This is a genomic window from Flavobacteriales bacterium, assembly GCA_019694795.1.
Classification (GTDB): domain Bacteria; phylum Bacteroidota; class Bacteroidia; order Flavobacteriales_D; family UBA2798; genus UBA2798.
Window position 1 is genome coordinate 18,739 of sequence record JAIBBF010000019.1, and the last position, 17,855, is coordinate 36,593.

Annotated in this window: 9 protein-coding genes; 2 read left to right on the plus strand and 7 right to left on the minus strand. The window is 41.4% G+C overall.

The window, feature by feature from the left end:
• Nucleotides 1-51 precede the first annotated feature (51 nt).
• Both K1X56_07840 and K1X56_07845 read left to right on the plus strand, forming a co-directional pair.
• Nucleotides 52-2,694 (plus strand): valine--tRNA ligase, encoded by a 2,643-nt coding sequence (locus K1X56_07840; GenBank protein MBX7094614.1) that lies wholly within the window; start codon nucleotides 52-54, stop codon nucleotides 2,692-2,694.
• Nucleotide 2,695: 1 nt separating this feature from the next.
• A complete protein-coding gene (locus K1X56_07845) occupies nucleotides 2,696-3,121 on the plus strand; it encodes a hypothetical protein (GenBank protein MBX7094615.1) in 426 nt (141 codons plus the stop codon).
• A gap of 73 nt (nucleotides 3,122-3,194) precedes the next feature.
• On the opposite strand, the gene K1X56_07850 is transcribed toward K1X56_07845, so the two are convergent.
• The 7 genes from K1X56_07850 to K1X56_07880 all read right to left on the minus strand — a co-directional run bounded on the left by K1X56_07850 (nucleotide 3,195) and on the right by K1X56_07880 (nucleotide 17,853).
• Complete coding sequence (locus K1X56_07850) at nucleotides 3,195-4,298, minus strand: glutaminyl-peptide cyclotransferase (GenBank protein ID MBX7094616.1); 1,104 nt, start codon at nucleotides 4,296-4,298, stop codon at nucleotides 3,195-3,197.
• 52 nt (nucleotides 4,299-4,350) lie between these two features.
• Nucleotides 4,351-6,375, minus strand: coding sequence for an OmpA family protein (locus K1X56_07855; GenBank protein ID MBX7094617.1), 2,025 nt, complete (start codon nucleotides 6,373-6,375; stop codon nucleotides 4,351-4,353).
• 8 nt (nucleotides 6,376-6,383) lie between these two features.
• Nucleotides 6,384-7,373 carry a type IX secretion system membrane protein PorP/SprF gene (locus tag K1X56_07860; GenBank protein MBX7094618.1) on the minus strand — a complete coding sequence of 330 codons (990 nt, stop codon included), beginning with the start codon at nucleotides 7,371-7,373 and terminating at the stop codon, nucleotides 6,384-6,386.
• 5 nt (nucleotides 7,374-7,378) lie between these two features.
• Nucleotides 7,379-11,107 carry a PKD domain-containing protein gene (locus K1X56_07865; protein ID MBX7094619.1) on the minus strand — a complete coding sequence of 1,243 codons (3,729 nt, stop codon included), beginning with the start codon at nucleotides 11,105-11,107 and terminating at the stop codon, nucleotides 7,379-7,381.
• A gap of 1 nt (nucleotide 11,108) precedes the next feature.
• Nucleotides 11,109-12,089 carry a type IX secretion system membrane protein PorP/SprF gene (locus tag K1X56_07870; GenBank protein MBX7094620.1) on the minus strand — a complete coding sequence of 327 codons (981 nt, stop codon included), beginning with the start codon at nucleotides 12,087-12,089 and terminating at the stop codon, nucleotides 11,109-11,111.
• Between the two features lie 14 nt (nucleotides 12,090-12,103).
• Entirely contained in the window at nucleotides 12,104-15,520 is a 3,417-nt protein-coding gene (locus K1X56_07875; protein ID MBX7094621.1) for a gliding motility-associated C-terminal domain-containing protein, read from the minus strand.
• Between the two features lie 278 nt (nucleotides 15,521-15,798).
• Nucleotides 15,799-17,853: an OmpA family protein gene (locus K1X56_07880; GenBank protein ID MBX7094622.1), complete on the minus strand. Its 2,055-nt coding sequence runs from the start codon at nucleotides 17,851-17,853 to the stop codon at nucleotides 15,799-15,801.
• Between the last annotated feature and the right edge of the window lie 2 nt (nucleotides 17,854-17,855).

The following is a 17,855-nucleotide window of genomic DNA, read 5'->3' on the forward strand; positions in this document are numbered from 1 at the left end:
TTAGCTGAAACTAAATCCTAAATTTGCAGGAAATTTGAATTATTACAGTTTATGGAAATCCCTAAAAAGTTCGAGCCCGAAGCGGTTGAAGGTAAATGGTACAAGCATTGGATGGACAAAGGCTATTTTCGCTCGGTCCCCGATAAAAGGGAGTCCTACACCGTGGTGATACCTCCTCCAAACGTAACCGGCGTGTTGCACATGGGACATATGCTGAATAATACCATTCAGGACGTACTGATTCGTCGCGCCCGTATGCTGGGAAAGAATGCCTGCTGGGTTCCGGGTACCGACCATGCTTCGATTGCTACAGAGGCAAAAGTGGTGAATAAACTGCGTAAAGAGGGAATTAAAAAATCGGACCTTACCCGCGAAGAGTTTTTACAACATGCATGGGATTGGACCGAAAAGCATGGTGGAATTATTTTAGAGCAATTAAAAAAACTGGGCGCCTCCTGCGATTGGGACCGCACCCGTTTTACGATGGATGAACATTATTACAATAGTGTAATTGATGTTTTTATTGATTTATATAATAAAGGAAAAATTTACCGCGGCGTTCGGATGATCAATTGGGATCCGGAAGCATTAACCGCCGTTTCGGATGAAGAAGTAATTCACAAAGAAGTGAATTCGAAATTGTTTTATGTACGCTATAAAGTAGATGGTACCGATGATGAGTGGGTAGTTATAGCAACTACACGTCCGGAAACCATTATGGCCGATACCGCAGTTTGCGTTCACCCGGAAGATGATCGTTATAAATCGCTCATTGGGAAAAAAGTAATTATTCCGATTGTAAACCGATTGGTTCCCATTATTGCAGATACGTATATCGACAAAGAATTTGGAACGGGTTGCTTAAAGGTAACGCCGGCGCATGATATTAATGACTACGAACTCTCCAGAAAACATAACCTGGAAATCATCGATATCATGAATGATAACGGTACATTAAATGAACATGCCGCACATTTTGCCGGTATGGATCGTTTTAAGGTTCGTAAAGAAATTGAAAAACAACTTGAAGAATTAGGTTACCTGGTGAAGGTTGAAGATCATATTAATAAAGTTGGATTTTCTGAACGTACCGATGCCGTAATTGAACCAAAATTATCGCTGCAGTGGTTTGTAAGTATGAAAGAACTTTCGGAACCTGCGTTGGAAACGGTAATGAACGATACCATTCGTTTTTATCCGAACAAATTTAAAAACACCTATCGCCACTGGATGGAAAACATCAAGGACTGGTGTATTTCGCGTCAGTTGTGGTGGGGACATCGCATTCCGGCTTATTACTTTGGTAATGGAGCAAATGATTTTGTTGTTGCAAAATCACCGGCAGAAGCGCTTCAGTTGGCCATTAAAAAATCGGGTAACTCCGCATTAACCGAAGAACAGCTTCGTCAGGATGAAGATGTACTCGATACCTGGTTTTCTTCGTGGTTGTGGCCCATTTCTGTTTTCGACACCGATATATATACCAGCGGTAAAGCGAATGATGAATTGAAATATTATTATCCGACAGCCGATTTAGTAACTGCTCCTGAGATCATGTTCTTCTGGGTAGCACGAATGATTATTGCAGGATATGAATACATGGATCAGTTTCCATTCCGCAATGTGTATTATACCGGAATTGTTCGCGATAAACTCGGAAGGAAGATGTCGAAATCGCTGGGTAACTCACCCGATCCGATTGAGTTAATTCAAAAATTCGGAGCCGACGGTGTACGTGTTGGAATGTTATTGTCATCGCCCGCAGGAAACGATTTGTTATTCGACAGTGGACTCTGCGAGCAAGGAAGAAATTTCAGTAACAAAGTTTGGAATGCTTTCCGTTTGGTTTCGAGCTGGAAAGTGAGTGATCAGGAGCAACCGCAAGGGAATGCAGTTTCCATCGAATGGTTTGCTTCACGCTTTGAGCAATCGCTGGCAGAGATCAATGATCATTTCGAAAAATTCAGAATTTCGGATGCACTGATGAGCATGTATAAATTGGTGTGGGACGATTTCTGCAGCTGGTACCTCGAGATGATTAAACCCGGATTTGAAGCTCCGATTGATCAGAAAACGTATGAAGCTACTATTTCCTTCTTCGAACAATTACTGCGTGTTATGCATCCGTTTATGCCATTTATTTCGGAAGAGATCTGGCACTTAATCCGCGAGCGTTCTGAAGACGATTGTTTGATTATTGCAAAATGGCCGTCCACCGGAAAAGTAAATGACGAGGTGATTCGCCGTTTCGATTTTGCGGAAAAAGTTATTTCAGGTATTCGAACCATCCGTAACGAAAAAAGCATTGCTCCAAAAGTAAAATTGCAGCTTTCGGTGTTGAGCAGGGAAAAAGATATTGACCGTTCATTTGATGAAATCATTTGTAAGCTTTGTAATATTTCTTCATTGGAATATGGCAGTGAGAAAATTTCAAATGCCTATACCTTTGTGGTAAAATCGAACGAATATTTTATTCCGTTTAATGAAAGCATCGACGTAAAAGTTGAAATTGAATCACTTCGCAAAGAATTGGAATACACCAAAGGATTTTTGAATAGTGTAACCAAAAAATTAAGCAACGAACGATTTGTTGCAGGTGCTCCAGCTGATGTGGTTGAACTTGAAAAGCGAAAAATGGCAGACGCCGAGGCAAAAATTAAAGTGTTAGAAGAAAAAATATCCAGCCTGAACTAATATGAAAAAATTCATTCTCTCTCTTTGTATGGCCATTCCTGCTTTGGTGGGATTCGCACAGGAACAAAATTGTATGCCGGAGTCGGTATATGCCGATTCAGCATTTAATGTTGAGGTGGCTCGTGTTATTTATAAAAAGTTCGCTACCAGTAACTCGCCCTTGTTTAAAGGAAAATATTTACGTCAGGTTGCCACTTCTAATTTTGAGGAAAAGCAAAAGGACGGTAAAGTAATTTACCGCGATATCGATTTTTTAGTGGCCAAGCAAAACGATAAAGGCGAATGCAAATTGATGAAGTTTACTATTCGTCAGGAATTTTCTGCAGATGGAAAATGGGGAAAACCCATCATTCAATCCTTCGCTCCGGCTACCGGTTCGCCCGACTGCAATTGTGTGCTGGCTAAAAAGGATTGGTATAAGCCCTGATCGTTTAAACGGATTGAAATTTAATCAGGATCTCCTTCACTTTGGTGAAACGGAATCCTGATTTTTTTTGTGATTAAATTTCTGTTTTCACAATTTTCACTTCCCACAGTTTAGGATAGTTTTTTCCGGTGACATAAATTTTTCCATTGGAAGGATCAAAGGCAATTCCATTAAGGACATCAATTCTCGGATGCATATCCTCTGCTTTTAAAATATCTGTAAACGAAATTTCCCCGGTAATTTTTCCGTTGGAAGGATCAATGCGAACTACTGTGTTGGTTTGGTAAATATTCGCCCAGATTTCGCCATTGATGTATTCTAATTCGTTAATGAGGTTTTGTGGACCCTTATTGTTGTAAACTTCAATCGTTTTTGTTTTTTCGAGCGACTCCGGATTCAGAAAATAAAGTTTGTTGCTTCCATCGGAGTAGATAATGCTTTTGCCATCGGTGGTTAATCCCCAACCTTCCGTATCGTAATTGAACTCACCGGTTTTTTCAAAGGTCTTTTTATTGTACACAAATCCTTTTTTACTGCGGTAGGTCAATTGATAAAGCTTATCTCCTAAAATGGTAATCCCTTCTCCAAAATACTGATTGTCGAGTTTTAATTGTTTCTGAATTTTTCCGGTGTAACGGTCCACAATACGCAACTCCGATTTTCCTTCCAGACCCGTTCCTTCATACATCGTTCCATTGTCGATAATCAAACCCTGTGTATAAGCTTCCGGATCGTGCGGATAGGTATTGATCACCTGATAGGTGTATTGTGCCGGTTCAATATCTGAAATCAAATAAAAATGCGAAACCTGTTCTTCCCGTTCTCCTTTAGAAGAAACTAACACCGTCTTCATCGATTTTTTTCCGAGTGATAAACTGTCGGTAGAAAGTTCAAAGGAGTAAGCGTTATTTTTTCCTGCTGTTGAATAAACCAAATGCTGATCTACGAAAAAGTAAACACTGTCCGTTTCCGTTGCAGGATTTCTAAGGCTAAGTTCGAGTTTAACTTTAGTACCAACACTTACCTGACTCCCACCATTTGGTGATGCAATATAAGAGCGTGAACTATTGGCAATGATGGGATCATTTCCCTGATGCCTGGGTTTGTCATCTCCGTTGCATGCTACAAGAACTGCAAGAATACCTGTAAGCGAAATGATGTTTTTAAAGCCTTTCATAAAGCAAAGTTAGAAAATCGGTCGTTCACCCGGGGGCTGGACCAAAAATCGTTTAGGATTGCTTTAAAACGCGGAAAGCAGTACGTCTGTTGCGTTGGTGTTGTTCTTCGTACTTATCCGGATCCGATTTTTTAATGGCTTCAATATCATCGCACTTAAAGAGTGGCTCGGTTTCGCCGTAACCTTGAGGAATTAAACGCTCGCGCGCAATACCTTTCGAAATCAGATAGTCTACGCACGACTGAGCACGTTCTTGAGAAAGTTTCATGTTGTAGGCATCCGACCCGCGGCAATCGGTGTGCGATTTTATTTCTACTACCAGGTCATTGTTCAGCATTAAGAAATCGTAAAGCTGATCCAGAATTTCTTTGGATTTCGGACGAAGCGTTGCTTTGTTAAAGTCGTACTCAATACCGGGAATTTCAATTTCACCGGCAGGGATCGGACGTAAAAAGAAATCCTGCTCCAGTGTTTTGCTTTCTGTTAATCCGAAAGTAGTAACTGTGGCAGCATCAGCAAAGAATTTTGTTTTCTTGGCTTTAATAAATAATTCCTGCTCCTGTTTTAAATCCTGCGAGTAAAAACCGTTTTCATCGGTGGTTAGGAAAATAGGTTCATCCTGACCGTTTACATCGTTAAAGGTTAAGAGTGCATTTGGAATAATATCATCGGTTTCTGCATTGTAAACAAAACCGGTGAGTTTAAACGCAATCGGCGAATTGGTGAATTCATAAATGTCGTAGCAATGACCACCATCGCAAGGTTCTCTGTCGCTCGAGAAGTACCCGTGTTTTAAAAAACGATCTGCCGTAAAATAAGCATCGTCCTGCGGCGAGTTAAACGGTAATCCGATGTTTCCAGGTGTGGCATAGGTGGAGTCATCCGGATTGTAATAGCTTTTGAAAATATCTAAACCACCGGTTGAATTATGTCCATTGGAACTAAAGAACAGGGTAGAAGAAACGTGATGTAAAAAAGGAGTTACTTCGTCGTATTCGGAATTGATGGTAGGACCCAAATTGCGTGGATTAACGGGATGACCATTTTCATCGATGTCGCAAACCCAAATATCAAAACCACCCGATCCGCCCGGACGATTACTGGAATAGAATAGTTGTTTTCCATCCATGGATATAAATGGATTTTTACTTTGGTATCCAGGAACATTTACACTTGAATCGAGTTTATACGCTTCAAAGAACATGTTGTTCATCATACGTGCTTCGTAGATGTTTACATCATTGCGGTTTAAATCCGACCAACGGGTGAAATACATAAATCCGTCAATGGACATACTTCCGGCTCCATCATGTAAACCGGTATTTACAGGTCGTCCAAAATTACGAGGGGTCGACCATCCTGCTTCATTTTTTTCTGCCCAATACAAATCGCAGAGATATTCCGATTGTTGTTTTTCCGGATCAAGTAATACACCGCCTGTACGCGCACTGGTAAAAATTATTTTTTCATAACCATCCCAATAAATCGCAGCAAAATTCGATGTTCCTTTATTTACGCTCGAAGTATCGAGCATAGTAATGATTACTTCGCTTTTTACATTGTTTACGTCTTTGGCATAATAACAACCAATCATGTCGCGGTCTGCACATTTCGCCAGTGAATCGGTTCGTTTATCGTTTTGTAAATATTTTTCGAAATGAATTACTGCAGTGTCGTACTCCTTGATTTGCATATAGGAGTAACCCAGAAAATATTCGTCCTCCGGAAAATGTCCGGTGGTTAAACTATTTTTAAACGAAGGAATAGCAGCACTGTAATCGAAAATGTATTTCTGACACATGGCAATGCGATGCAACACATAACTGCGCATCGGGACTTCAGAACCTTGTTTGTTTTTTAATTGTCCCAGTTTCTGATTGGAGATTTCAGGTTCGTAGGGACGAATCTGCAGGTTCATTACTGAGGTATCATCGAGCGTTTTTAAATAGTAATTCAATGCAGAGGAATAATCCTTCGCCTTGTAGTACTGATCGGCATAATGCAACCAGAGTTTTTTAGATTGTGCAAATGTGGAGCACGAAATCAGAAGTAGTAATACGGTTATAATTCGTTTCATGGAGATGATCAGATACGAGGACAAATCTTTTGTGTTTTACTTTTTGGTTTTTTACCGATGTAGGTCAGCGATACTTCAAAGGCACCTTTTCCGTTGGAAGATGGTTGCAGTGTAGAAATATTAATATCGTATGCCAGCTTACCGGTGAAATTTCCTTTACGTGCACCGAGTGATAGGATGGCAGCATCTTTGTTTCTGTACACAACGCCACCAAGTACCATTACCTCACTTTGCTTCATGAAAAATCCGGCATCGCAAGCAGCGGTAATTTCGCTGGCAGATGATTGCATCATGTATAACACTTTCGGTAATACATAAATGAATTCCGTAATGTTAATCCGAACCCCGGTGTGCGCATAAAAACGCATGGGTAATTTATTGGGACCACTAAAAAATGATTCTTTGGGTGTTAAGAGATTAAATGCAGATACTCCTAAAAATGGATTTAAGCGACTTTGTTGTTTGGAGTGATAATACAATAATCCGGCATTAAGTTGCGGAACCAAAACAGAATTGGATTGGAAATTTTCTCCGCTCGGAAGTGAATTATCAAATCCGCCTCCATTGGTAGTTACATACTGATTATCGTAAGTGAGCAATTGGTACTCTACCGATTTTTGCGTTACTCCGGCTTGCAATCCCATGGAGAAATTATGCGTTTTTTTGCGATCGAGCGGAACGGTATAGGCTGCAGAAACTGTTCCTTGTAAGGCATTGTAATTTCCTAAACCTGCACGCATATTTATGATCTGTGCTCCAAATCCCCATTTGCCGGTAGGCATATCGAAACTTAGCAACGAGGTGTTGTAAGGTTTAAAATTAACCGTTCTCCATTGTGTGCGTTGTTGCGCATGCAATCGCCAGTCTCCTTCAAACACGCCGGTCATGGCCGGGTTTAAAAAGAGTGGTCCTGCATCATACATGGATAAATGAAAATCCTGTGTTTTGCCCAATAGCGCAAAGCAGCTGAATCCAAAAATTAATATCGACTTCTTCATAATCATTAGCGCATTAGGGTTACGTCACCGGTTTTGTTAAACACTTTTCCGCCGGTAATTACAACTTCAACTGTCCAGGTGTAAACACCCATAGGTTGATCTTCACCTTTAAAGGTGCCGTCCCATCCTTCATTTTGATCGGTGGTTGAGAAAATAAGTTGTCCCCAACTATTATATACACGGAACACGATAGATTCAAATGGTCCTCCTCTTACACGGAACACATCGTTTTCTCCATCGCCATTCGGAGTAAATCCGGAAGGTACTGCAGGGAGAAGCGTCACGATCATTTCATTGCGTGCTGTATCGGTACAACCGTTTTGATCGGTTACAATTAAATCGACATAATACACACCGCCGTTGTTGTAAACGTGAGTAGGATTTTGCTGATTGATTCCGGCAGAGTCGCCAAAATTCCAATACCAGTCAATGATGGGTGTTGTACCTGTAGATAAATCTGTGAACTGTACAGCCTCCAGTGCAAGTACCGGATTCGGACTCATGGTGAAAGCTGCATTTGGACGTGGAATAATGGTAACAGGAATAATTACAGTATCGGAACATCCTAATGCAGAAGTTACTTCGAGTGTTACGTTAAATGTTCCCGTTCCCGGGAATACGTGATTCACTACCTGATTGGTTCCATGCGTAGATCCGTCTCCAAAATCATAATCCCATTGGGTAACTGCGCCAGTGCTGATGAATGACTGATCGGTAAATGTAACCGGAGATCCTTCACACGGTGTATTCACAGTAAAGTTGGCAATGGGTAATGGATTAACAGTGACTTGTTTTTGAATGGTATCATAACATCCGTTGCTGGATCCGGCAATTAAGGTTACCGTAAATGTTCCGCTTGCGGTATACGGATGCAATGGATTTTGTGCAATGGAAGTAGTTAAGTCGCCGAAATTCCAGTTCCAGCTGTTCACACTATTTGGTGTTGCAACAGAGATATCATTGAAGATGGTATTGTCGCCCACACATTCGATGCTCGCCGTGAAATCTGCCAATGGAGCAGGTTTAAACGTGATGCTCATTACATCGGAGGCAGGATTACAACCTTGATTATTGGTAGAGGTTAGAATCAAATCCAATCCACCATTCAATACGTCCAATGGCGAAGGTGTGTAGGTAGTGGTTAAGAAATTGGCACCCGGATTAAATGTTCCTGTTCCCGTAGAGGTCCAGGTTCCGGTATTGGTCACCCCGGTGATGACACCATTCAATTGTACCACTTCATTAGCGCAAAACGCCTGATCAATTCCGGCAAATGCAACGGGTGGAGTAGCGAAAACTAAAATCATGGTATCGGTTTGTGCCGGACAAATTCCTGCATTGGTGCTCAAGTAAATTTGAATAAAACCTGCAGTGGTATCAATCGGACTCACCGAATAAACCGTACTTAATGAATTGTTCGATGCAATACTTCCTGCACCGTTGGTATTCCATAAAGGTGTATAGCCGGAACTAATTGCACCATCCAGATTTACGGTTCCCACATTGGCGCAAACGGTATCTTCAGAAACAATAGCAACAAATGGAACATCCACAAATTGGATTTCGATACTATCGCGAACGGCTAAGCAATTTCCATTGTTGGTCGATGTCAACGTGAGGTACACAATTCCATTCGTTGTATCTGTAGGATTTACATTATACACGGTATTTAAATTACCGGCGGGACTAAATGTTCCTCCTCCGAATGTTGACCATGTACCTGTTGTTGTTGCTCCACTTACAGAACCGCTGATATTTACCTGTGGTGTATTTGCACATAAAACCTGATTTGCACCTGCATTTACCATTGGTGGATCAGTAAAGAATACAACCAGCGTATCCACATCGTTCGGACATGCAAAGAAGCTTCCTGCCGAAGTAAGAATTAATACCAAACTATCTTGCGATAAATCTGCAGGTGATGGTGTATAAGTTGTACTTAATGCTCCATTATTGGCAAATGCACCACCATTACCACCAGTCCATGTTGCACCGGCAGCAAATTGTAATGTTCCGCTTACAGGAATATCGGTGATATTGTTTTTGCAATAGATGTTTGCTGTTCCAGCATCAACAACCGGCGATTGAATAAAGGTAACACGCATGGTATCCGCCACCGGTTCGCAGTTTCCTGTACTTTGAAGTACGAAGGTTAATGTTCCTTGCGTATAATCTGATGTTGTGGGTGTATAGGTTGTAGTTAGATTGGTAGGTGTTGCAAGCGTACCTGAACCATCCAATACATTCCATATTCCCGTTGTACTTCCGCCTTCAACGGTTCCCGATAAATTGATTACCGGCTCGCCCGAACAAACGGTTTGATCGTTTCCTGCATTGGTATAAACGCGACGGATAAAGGACGACATATAGTGGTATAAACATCCGGTTGATGTTCCTCCATTAATAATTCCTAATCCGAAATTATCAATTGAATTGGTGAGAATGTTAGAAGAACCAGAAGCGATTTGTGCTGTGGTAAACGTTAACTGCGCAGCCATCCATTGTCCACCTGTACCAGGCACCGCATTAAATGATCCTGCAGGAACTAATGCTCCACTTCCGTTTAATAGGAAACCGCCTTCTGCTCCGGTTGGACACAAAATATTCAATGAGAAATTCTGTGGATTCGTTCTTGGAAAGGTTACGATGTCGGAACCGGAACAGTTTAACGGAGGAAGAATTGCTTTTCCTAATTCACAACCGTATCCTGTCATATGTAACACGTACACATTTTTATCTGCAGATACGGATGTTCTTGGTTGCAATAATTGATAGCGATAGGTGTCGCCCTGATTTAAAATAACGGTTGTTGCTGTACCGTCGTTAATTGTTACGGTGGTGAAGTTTTCAGTAGCTGTAATAAAGCACGATTCTTCTGAACCCGCATTTAAAAATCCTTTTAATACGATATAGTCTTTACCGATTACATCTGTTGGTACAGTTTGGTCTCCCATTAAATCGTAACATCCTCCACCACCTGATGGGTTAACGGAGTCGTCGGTAACAGTTACGGCAATCGGATTGCTGGCTACAATAACGGTACCTGCTAAATTATTTCCGGGTACTGAAGTGTTTTGGACCATGTTTTGAATCGTGTAGCATTGTCCTTTTAAAGGCAAGGTCACCGAATACGTTACATTGGCAGGATGTCCGCCTACCACATTACAGCGCGGTGTAATATATATTACCGTGTTGTCTTCTGTTGCCACTAAATTGATTTGCTGGTAAGGTTGGGTAACTGTTCCATCTCCATTTAAATCCCCTCCCAAGGTTTGATTGTTCCATCTGGTTTGAAAGGATGCAACGAATTCAGTTCCTAATCCATTTTGACCCTTCAATGAAAAAGTTTCCGGATTGTAATACTGCGGTGCGCGGGTAATTACATCGTAAACTATGGTAATAGGGAAATCAGATGTGATTTTAAATCCATAGGGTAAAACGGTATTCGCCGGTTTGCTTTCAATGGTATTCATCATATGATGAACCGTTTTTGAAAACAAGGAATTCGCAGGCACAACAAAAGTGGTATCGTAACCGGTTACGGGTTGTTGCAAACGAATGGTGGTTGGATTACCAAAGGTTGAAAAGTGGAATGCAATAGGATCTCTCCAGTGGTGATCCGGAGTTACCCATGGTGCTGCAAACCAAAACAAGGTATCAACTTGTGCATGTAGCTTTGATCCGAACCAGTTAAGTCCGAAAAGCAAAAGGAAAATATATTTCAGGTTCTTCATCTTATTTCTGTTTTTCCTCTGTTTCACGTTGCTTTTTGTTTTTCTCCATAATGGAGTTATTGAGTTCTTCATCTTCTTCATCCAACGATTTTTTCTTGGTGGTTAATCGGAAACTGATGCCAATTTCATGGGTTCCGTTTTGGTATGGGTTGATGGACGATAATGAATAGTCGTAAGAATAACCAATGGTGAGTCGGTTAAACGCAGTGTATCCTACACCAATACTTGCCGCATCTGATAGGCGATAGGTGGCCGATACCCAGAAGTTTTTATTAAAGATTCCGCGTAAACTAAAATCTGCCGATACGGGTAATCCTTTGGTATAGCGAACAAGCGTTGAAGGTTGCAACTCAAAATTTTTCTTGAAGGCATGTGTGTATCCTCCCATTAAATTGTAGTGCATAGCTAACTGGTCGTTATAGGTAGTAAAGCTGATGCTTTGTCCCAATACCTGATTAGCCGATAATCCGACAAAGAATTTTTCATTGTGAATATAGGCCCCGGAATTTAAATCGATGGCGTTGGCAGATAGAACATTTCCGGTCAGCAATTCATCTCCTCCGTCAACCACGCGTACATCATATAGGCGGACACGGTATTGCACAAATCCAGGACTTACACCCAATCGCAATGAGGTTGTTTTATTTAATTTGATTTTATACGAGTAGTTAATGTAAACTCCGGTGCGAGCGGTGAGTCCTACATTATCCGAAACAATCATTCCCGCAAAGCCATGTTTCTGACGATCTTTTACAGATCCGATTATACTTGCAGAAAATGTTTTAGGAGCACCATCAAATCCTGCCCACTGATTGCGGTAGTTAATGTTGGCACGATGAAATGCTTCACTTCCTGAAATAGCAGGATTGTAATACAAGGGGTTTAACAGGTAGTTGGTGTAAATAGCCTGTTGCTGCGAATACACTTTTCCAAATGAAAACAGTGCAAGGCAAATCGAAATTATGGATTTAAAATTCTTCATGTCTGTATCTGTTTTTATCGGATCAATAGAATAGTACCAGTAATCGGTTCAGGCTTCGAAGGGTCTTTCAAATCAAGAACGAAGAAATAAGTAGAGGCAGGTAATGGCTCTCCATTAAAGGTTCCATCCCATGGTGTTGTATAACCGTCGGAAGAAAATAGTTTTTGTCCCCAGCGGTTAAATATTTCTACACTAGCATTCGGATAAAGAATGGAAATGAAGTTGAGTTTCCATACATCATTTTTTCCGTCACCATTCGGTGAAATAGCATTTGGAATTAATGTACTGATGTCGTTAGATACCGTGTTGATGGAGATATAGACTCTGGCTGTATCTGAACATCCCAGGTTGTCGAACACAATTTGTGTAATCTGGTATAGTCCATTCGCAAAATAAATATGCGTTGGATCTTGCAATGTAGATCCTCCGGTACCATCCCCAAATTCCCATTCGAAGATGGTAGCATTGGAGGAGGTGTCGATAAATTCAACTTCAGCTCCAACATTTAATCCACTGGCGGTATTGTAATAGAAACCGGCGCTTGGTCGAGGATTAACGGTGATGGGTGTTACAATGGTATCGCGACATCCATTCGTAGTGGAAACGATGTGCGTAATGTAAAATGTTCCTACACCTGTAAATACTTGGGTGGCATTTTGTGCAGCGATATTTCCTAAACCGCCAAAATCATAATACCAGTAGTTGATCGATCCAGAACTTACTGTTGAGTTATCGGTAAAATCAATCGTCACTTGTGATCCGCTACATGCAGGTACGTAGCTGAAATTAGCAACAGGAAGAGGATATACAGTTACGGTTTGCGATAAGGTGTCTTTACATCCTGTAGTATTGGTTACAATCAATTCAACAGGATAAGATCCGTCGGCCAGATAAGTATGTGTTGGATCTTGAGAGGTAGAAGTATTTCCATCGCCAAAATTCCATTCCCATGTGTTCAATGAACCATATCCTGGTAAAGAAAAGTCGGTGAATGAATTGCTTTCATTTAAACAAACATTGTTGTAGTTAAAATTCGCAAATGGAGGAGCAACAAAATCAATGCGCATCGTTGCGGATTCTGCAAGGCAATTTCCGTTTGATGTAGAGGTGAGTGTAAGAATTACATTTCCATTGCTGATTTCCGCTGCCGTTGGTGTATAGCTGGCGTTTAAATCGGATGAGGAAGGACTAAATGTTCCCGCTCCGCCGGTCCAGATACCACTGGTGGTGGGACCACTAACTACTCCGGCTAAATCTACTGAAGGATCATTGCTGCAGGCAATCTGATTAACTCCGGCATTTACGGTTGGATCGGGAGTAAAGGTGACCACAATACTATCGATGGCCGGATTACAAATGCCGTTGTTGGTGGATTCAAGATACAGTGTTACACTTCCTGAATTTACATCCGTCACCGAAGGTGTATAGGTGGCGTTGAGTGATAAATTATTCGGAGAAAAAATTCCGTTACCAGAGGTGGTCCATCTTCCGGTAGTTGCCGTTCCGGAAATAGTTCCGCTTATGGAAATGTTCGGGTTGTTACTGCAGGCTGTTGCTGTTGCAGGACCCGCATCTGCTTTCGGTACATCAGTAATGGTTACAACCATGGTATCGCTTACCGAAGCACAGGTACCTATGTTGGTCGCTGTAAGAACTAAGATCACCGTTCCATTGGCAGTGTCGGTAGAAGAAGCAATGTAATCGGCATTTAAATCGGTGTTTTGCGGACTAAACGTTCCGTTGCCTAGTGTCGACCAAATTCCTGTTGTTGCTCCACCGGTAACTCCGCCATTCAGATTTACGATAGCGTTGTTTCCACAAACTGTTTGGTCGGCAGAAGCATTTACAATTGGTGCGGGTTCAACAGTTAAAATCAATGTGTCGCGTTGTACGGGACAAGGACCGGTAGAGGATAAAATTAATTTTATGGGACTCACAACAGTGTCGAGTCCATTAGGAAGATAATTATTGGTTAGGCTGGTCAATCCATTTTGGAAACTTCCGAATCCGGTAGAACTCCATGTTCCGGTTACTGATCCGCCACCAACAATTCCGTTTAAGCTAAAAGGAACGTTGGCACAAACGCTTGCATCTGCACCTGCATCAACAAAAGGATAAGAACTGAATTCGCTGAGGTATGCAAAACCTGATCCGGCAGTACTGCTTCCGTACATAATTCCCATTCCGAAAATATCGCCACTATTGGTTACAATGTTGTAACTGTTTTGCGGAATATCGGTGGTGTTAAAAAAGATCAATGCACTTTTATAATTTCCGCCGGTACCCGGAACAGTTCTAAATGCAGAGGAAGGAATTAACGATGAATTTCCGTTTAATTGAAATTGTCCTTCAAATCCTGTTCTTGTATATAATCGCAAAGCGAAAGAGTCGGTAACAGGACGAGTAAATGCGGTGGAGTAGGTTCCTGCGCAAAGTAAATTCGGCACCTGCGCTCCACTTAATTTACATCCATTTCCTGATGCATGAAAAACATAAACGGGTTTTGAAGTTTGAATGAAATTTACCGTGTCGGTAATACTGATTTCATAAGCTTCACCCCAGTTGATTAATGTGGTTGCTGTACCACTATTGTAAACATTAACCGAAGTTCCGTTTTGTGTAGCCAGCACATACACTTTTTCGTTGATGGCTTTTCCTTTGTGAATGATGTAATCTTTCCCGATGTATTGCGAAGAAGTAATCTGGTCTGCCATTGTACTTAAACATCCGGTGTTACTCATTGCGCCCATGTAAACAGTTACGGCAACGGGTTTATCGGAAGAAATAATAGATCCACTTAACGAGGTAGTAGATACCAAATCACTTTCGCGTGCAGAATAGGTTTGTCCCGCATTCAGCGTTATGCTGTAGGTTGAGTTTACGGCATGTCCGGTTACTGCCGAACGTGGAGTAATTAAAACGGTAGTTGCATTTTGCGTTGCAACAATTTCTATACTGTTAAACGAAGCTGGGGTAGTGGAACCGTTGTTCCAGAATTTTTGGAATGGTGTATAAAATTCGGTTCCTAATCCTTTTTCTCCTTTTAATGAAATGGCTTCTTTGTTGGATGCAGCTCCTATTTCGTAGAAAACGCTAATGTCTGCCGTTGAGCTAATGTGCAGACCGTTGTTGTTAACCGCATTTCCGGATGGACTTTCGATGGATGCCAAAAATGCGCTGAGGTTCACATTTTGGGTAGCATTTGCTCCCAGGTTTACCACAATGGGTGTAAATCCGCCATTGGCCGGTTGATTGATGGTTACCGTTGCAGCCGAGCCATAACTCATGATTCGCAAACCAATGGGCTGGTCACCGAGTGATGCAGAAACCTCAGGAGCCGCCAGCCAGAAATCGGTGTCAATCTGGGCAGATGTACGGCTAAAAATCCCGCTAAACAGTAAAATTAAAAGAGCAATTCGACTTTTGGTCATAGGTATGTTGACTTTTCTTAACGCAATAAGAGTGTTATGTTGCTGTTTATCAATTGATTAACATTCAATTGATTAAATAGCAGCACATTTGGTCGCAAAGGTAGTTAATTAAGCGCGTAAACCAATGAAAATGCCGCATTAATCGGACAAAGTCAGGGTTTAGTCTTTTAAAAAACGGGTTTTGGTAGCACTAAAAATGGACGTTGGACAATGAAAAAACGTTGCATAAAAAAAGCCCGGAATTGACCGGGCTTTGGGAATTAAGGATGAATGTTTTTTTATTCTTGTTTAACAACACGGAAAGCTGTTCTTCGGTTGCGCTGATGCATTTCTTCTTTTTTATCGGCATTTTGTTCAGCCTCGATATCATCGCATTTAAACAAGGGTTCCGTTTCACCATAACCTTGAGGAATCAAGCGTTCTTTGGCAATTCCTTTCGAAATGAGATAGTCGACACAGGATTTCGCACGGTCTTTTGAAAGTTTGAGGTTGTAATTATCGTTACCGCGGCAGTCGGTGTGCGATTTAATTTCTACTACCAGGTCATTATTCAGAACAAGGAAGTCGTAAAGCTGATCCAGAATTTCTTTGGATTTCGGACGAAGGGTTGCTTTATCGAAATCGTATTCGATACCCGGAATTTCTATTTCACCGGTAGGAATTAAGCGCAGGTAAAAATCTTGTTGCAGGTGTGTGGTCTCTGTAATTCCGGTGGTGTTTACGCTTGCAGCATCGGCAAAATATTTGGTCTTTTTACCTTTCATAAATATCTCCATCCCCACATTTAAACCGGTCTTATAAAAACCGTTTTCATCGGTAATTAAAACAATCGGTTCCCATTCGCCATTTACGTCCTTCAATTCTACAATTGCACCCGGAATCGGTTCTTCTGTAGCTGCATCGTAAACGTAACCCTGAATATCAATTTCAATGGTTCCTTTTACAAATCCATACAATTTTTCGCAGTTACCCGAGATTACTTCCGAACTATCGCAAGAGCTGCATTTTTCTCTGTCGGATGCGTAATATCCGCGTTTCTGATCCGGAGCCAGAATAAAATAACGGTCGTCTTTATTGGAGTTGATGGGTGCACCCATGTTGATGGGGGTCGACCAAATGCCTTCGTCTTCTACAAATTGAGTTTTAAAAACATCTAATCCGCCAAATCCTCTGTGACCTGTAGATGAAAAATAAAGTGTATTGGTCAGAAGATGATAATAAGGCGTTGTTTCATCTTCAGCGGTATTTACAACGGGACCCAAATTCACCGGGTCACCTAGAATTCCGTCTGCATCTACCGGACAATACCAGATATCTAAACCGCCTTGTCCGCCCGGACGATCCGATGCAAAAAACAACTTGGTTTCATCCATGTTTAACATCGGCATCATGGTTTTATAACCTTCCATGTTGATGTCGAGTTTTAATGGTTCCATCCAACGTTTATTGAAACGCTTGCTTACATAGATATAACACTCTTTTCTGTTCTCGGGATTCCAGCGCGTAAAATAAAAAGTGCTGCGGTCAACCGACAACACCGATCCGCCTTCATTCATCTCGGAATTCACAGGTGATGCAAAAGGTAATGGTTGATCCCACGATGCACTGTCTTTTTGTGAAACGATAAATAAATCGGAAGTGTATTTTCCGTCGTCTTTTTTCGGATCAAGAACCGTATTGCCGGATTTTGCATTGGCAAAAATGAGTGATTCATCCGTAAAGAAATTTACGCCAAAGGAAGCAACACCAGAATTAAATGTGGAGTCGAGTTTATGAATGAAAATATCGTTGCGCCGGTTTTCTTCATTGCGGGCAAAAGCACAACTGGCAATTTTGTTTTCGGTGAGTTGTTTCATTTTTTCATCACCGGTTTCATTTAAGAAGGCTTCAAAATAACTTTGTGCTTCTTCGTACTTATCATTATGCATTAAACAGCTAGCATAATAATATTTTGCATTCGGGAATTGTGGCGATGGATTTTCCATAGCGGTTTTGTACCACAGTTCTGCATTGTCGTAATCCCTCAACAGGCGGTACGATTCGGCTAAACGATGAATCACGTAAACTTTTTTCGCATCGGAAGCATCCACTTTTGCAGTGCTGTCGCTTTTTTCCTTTTTTACGGAACGGGATGCGGATACAATTTCATACGGATAGGTAAGGTCGTACTTGCCCGGAATGTGTTCAACAATTCGTTTATAGAAATAAACTGCGGAGCCGTAGTTTTCTTTTTGAAAGGCAGCGTCGCCGAGTTCTATCAGTTCTTTTTTGCTTTGTGCCTGTGCAATCAATCCGATGAACAGGGATACAAGAAGTAGTATATGTCTTTTCATCT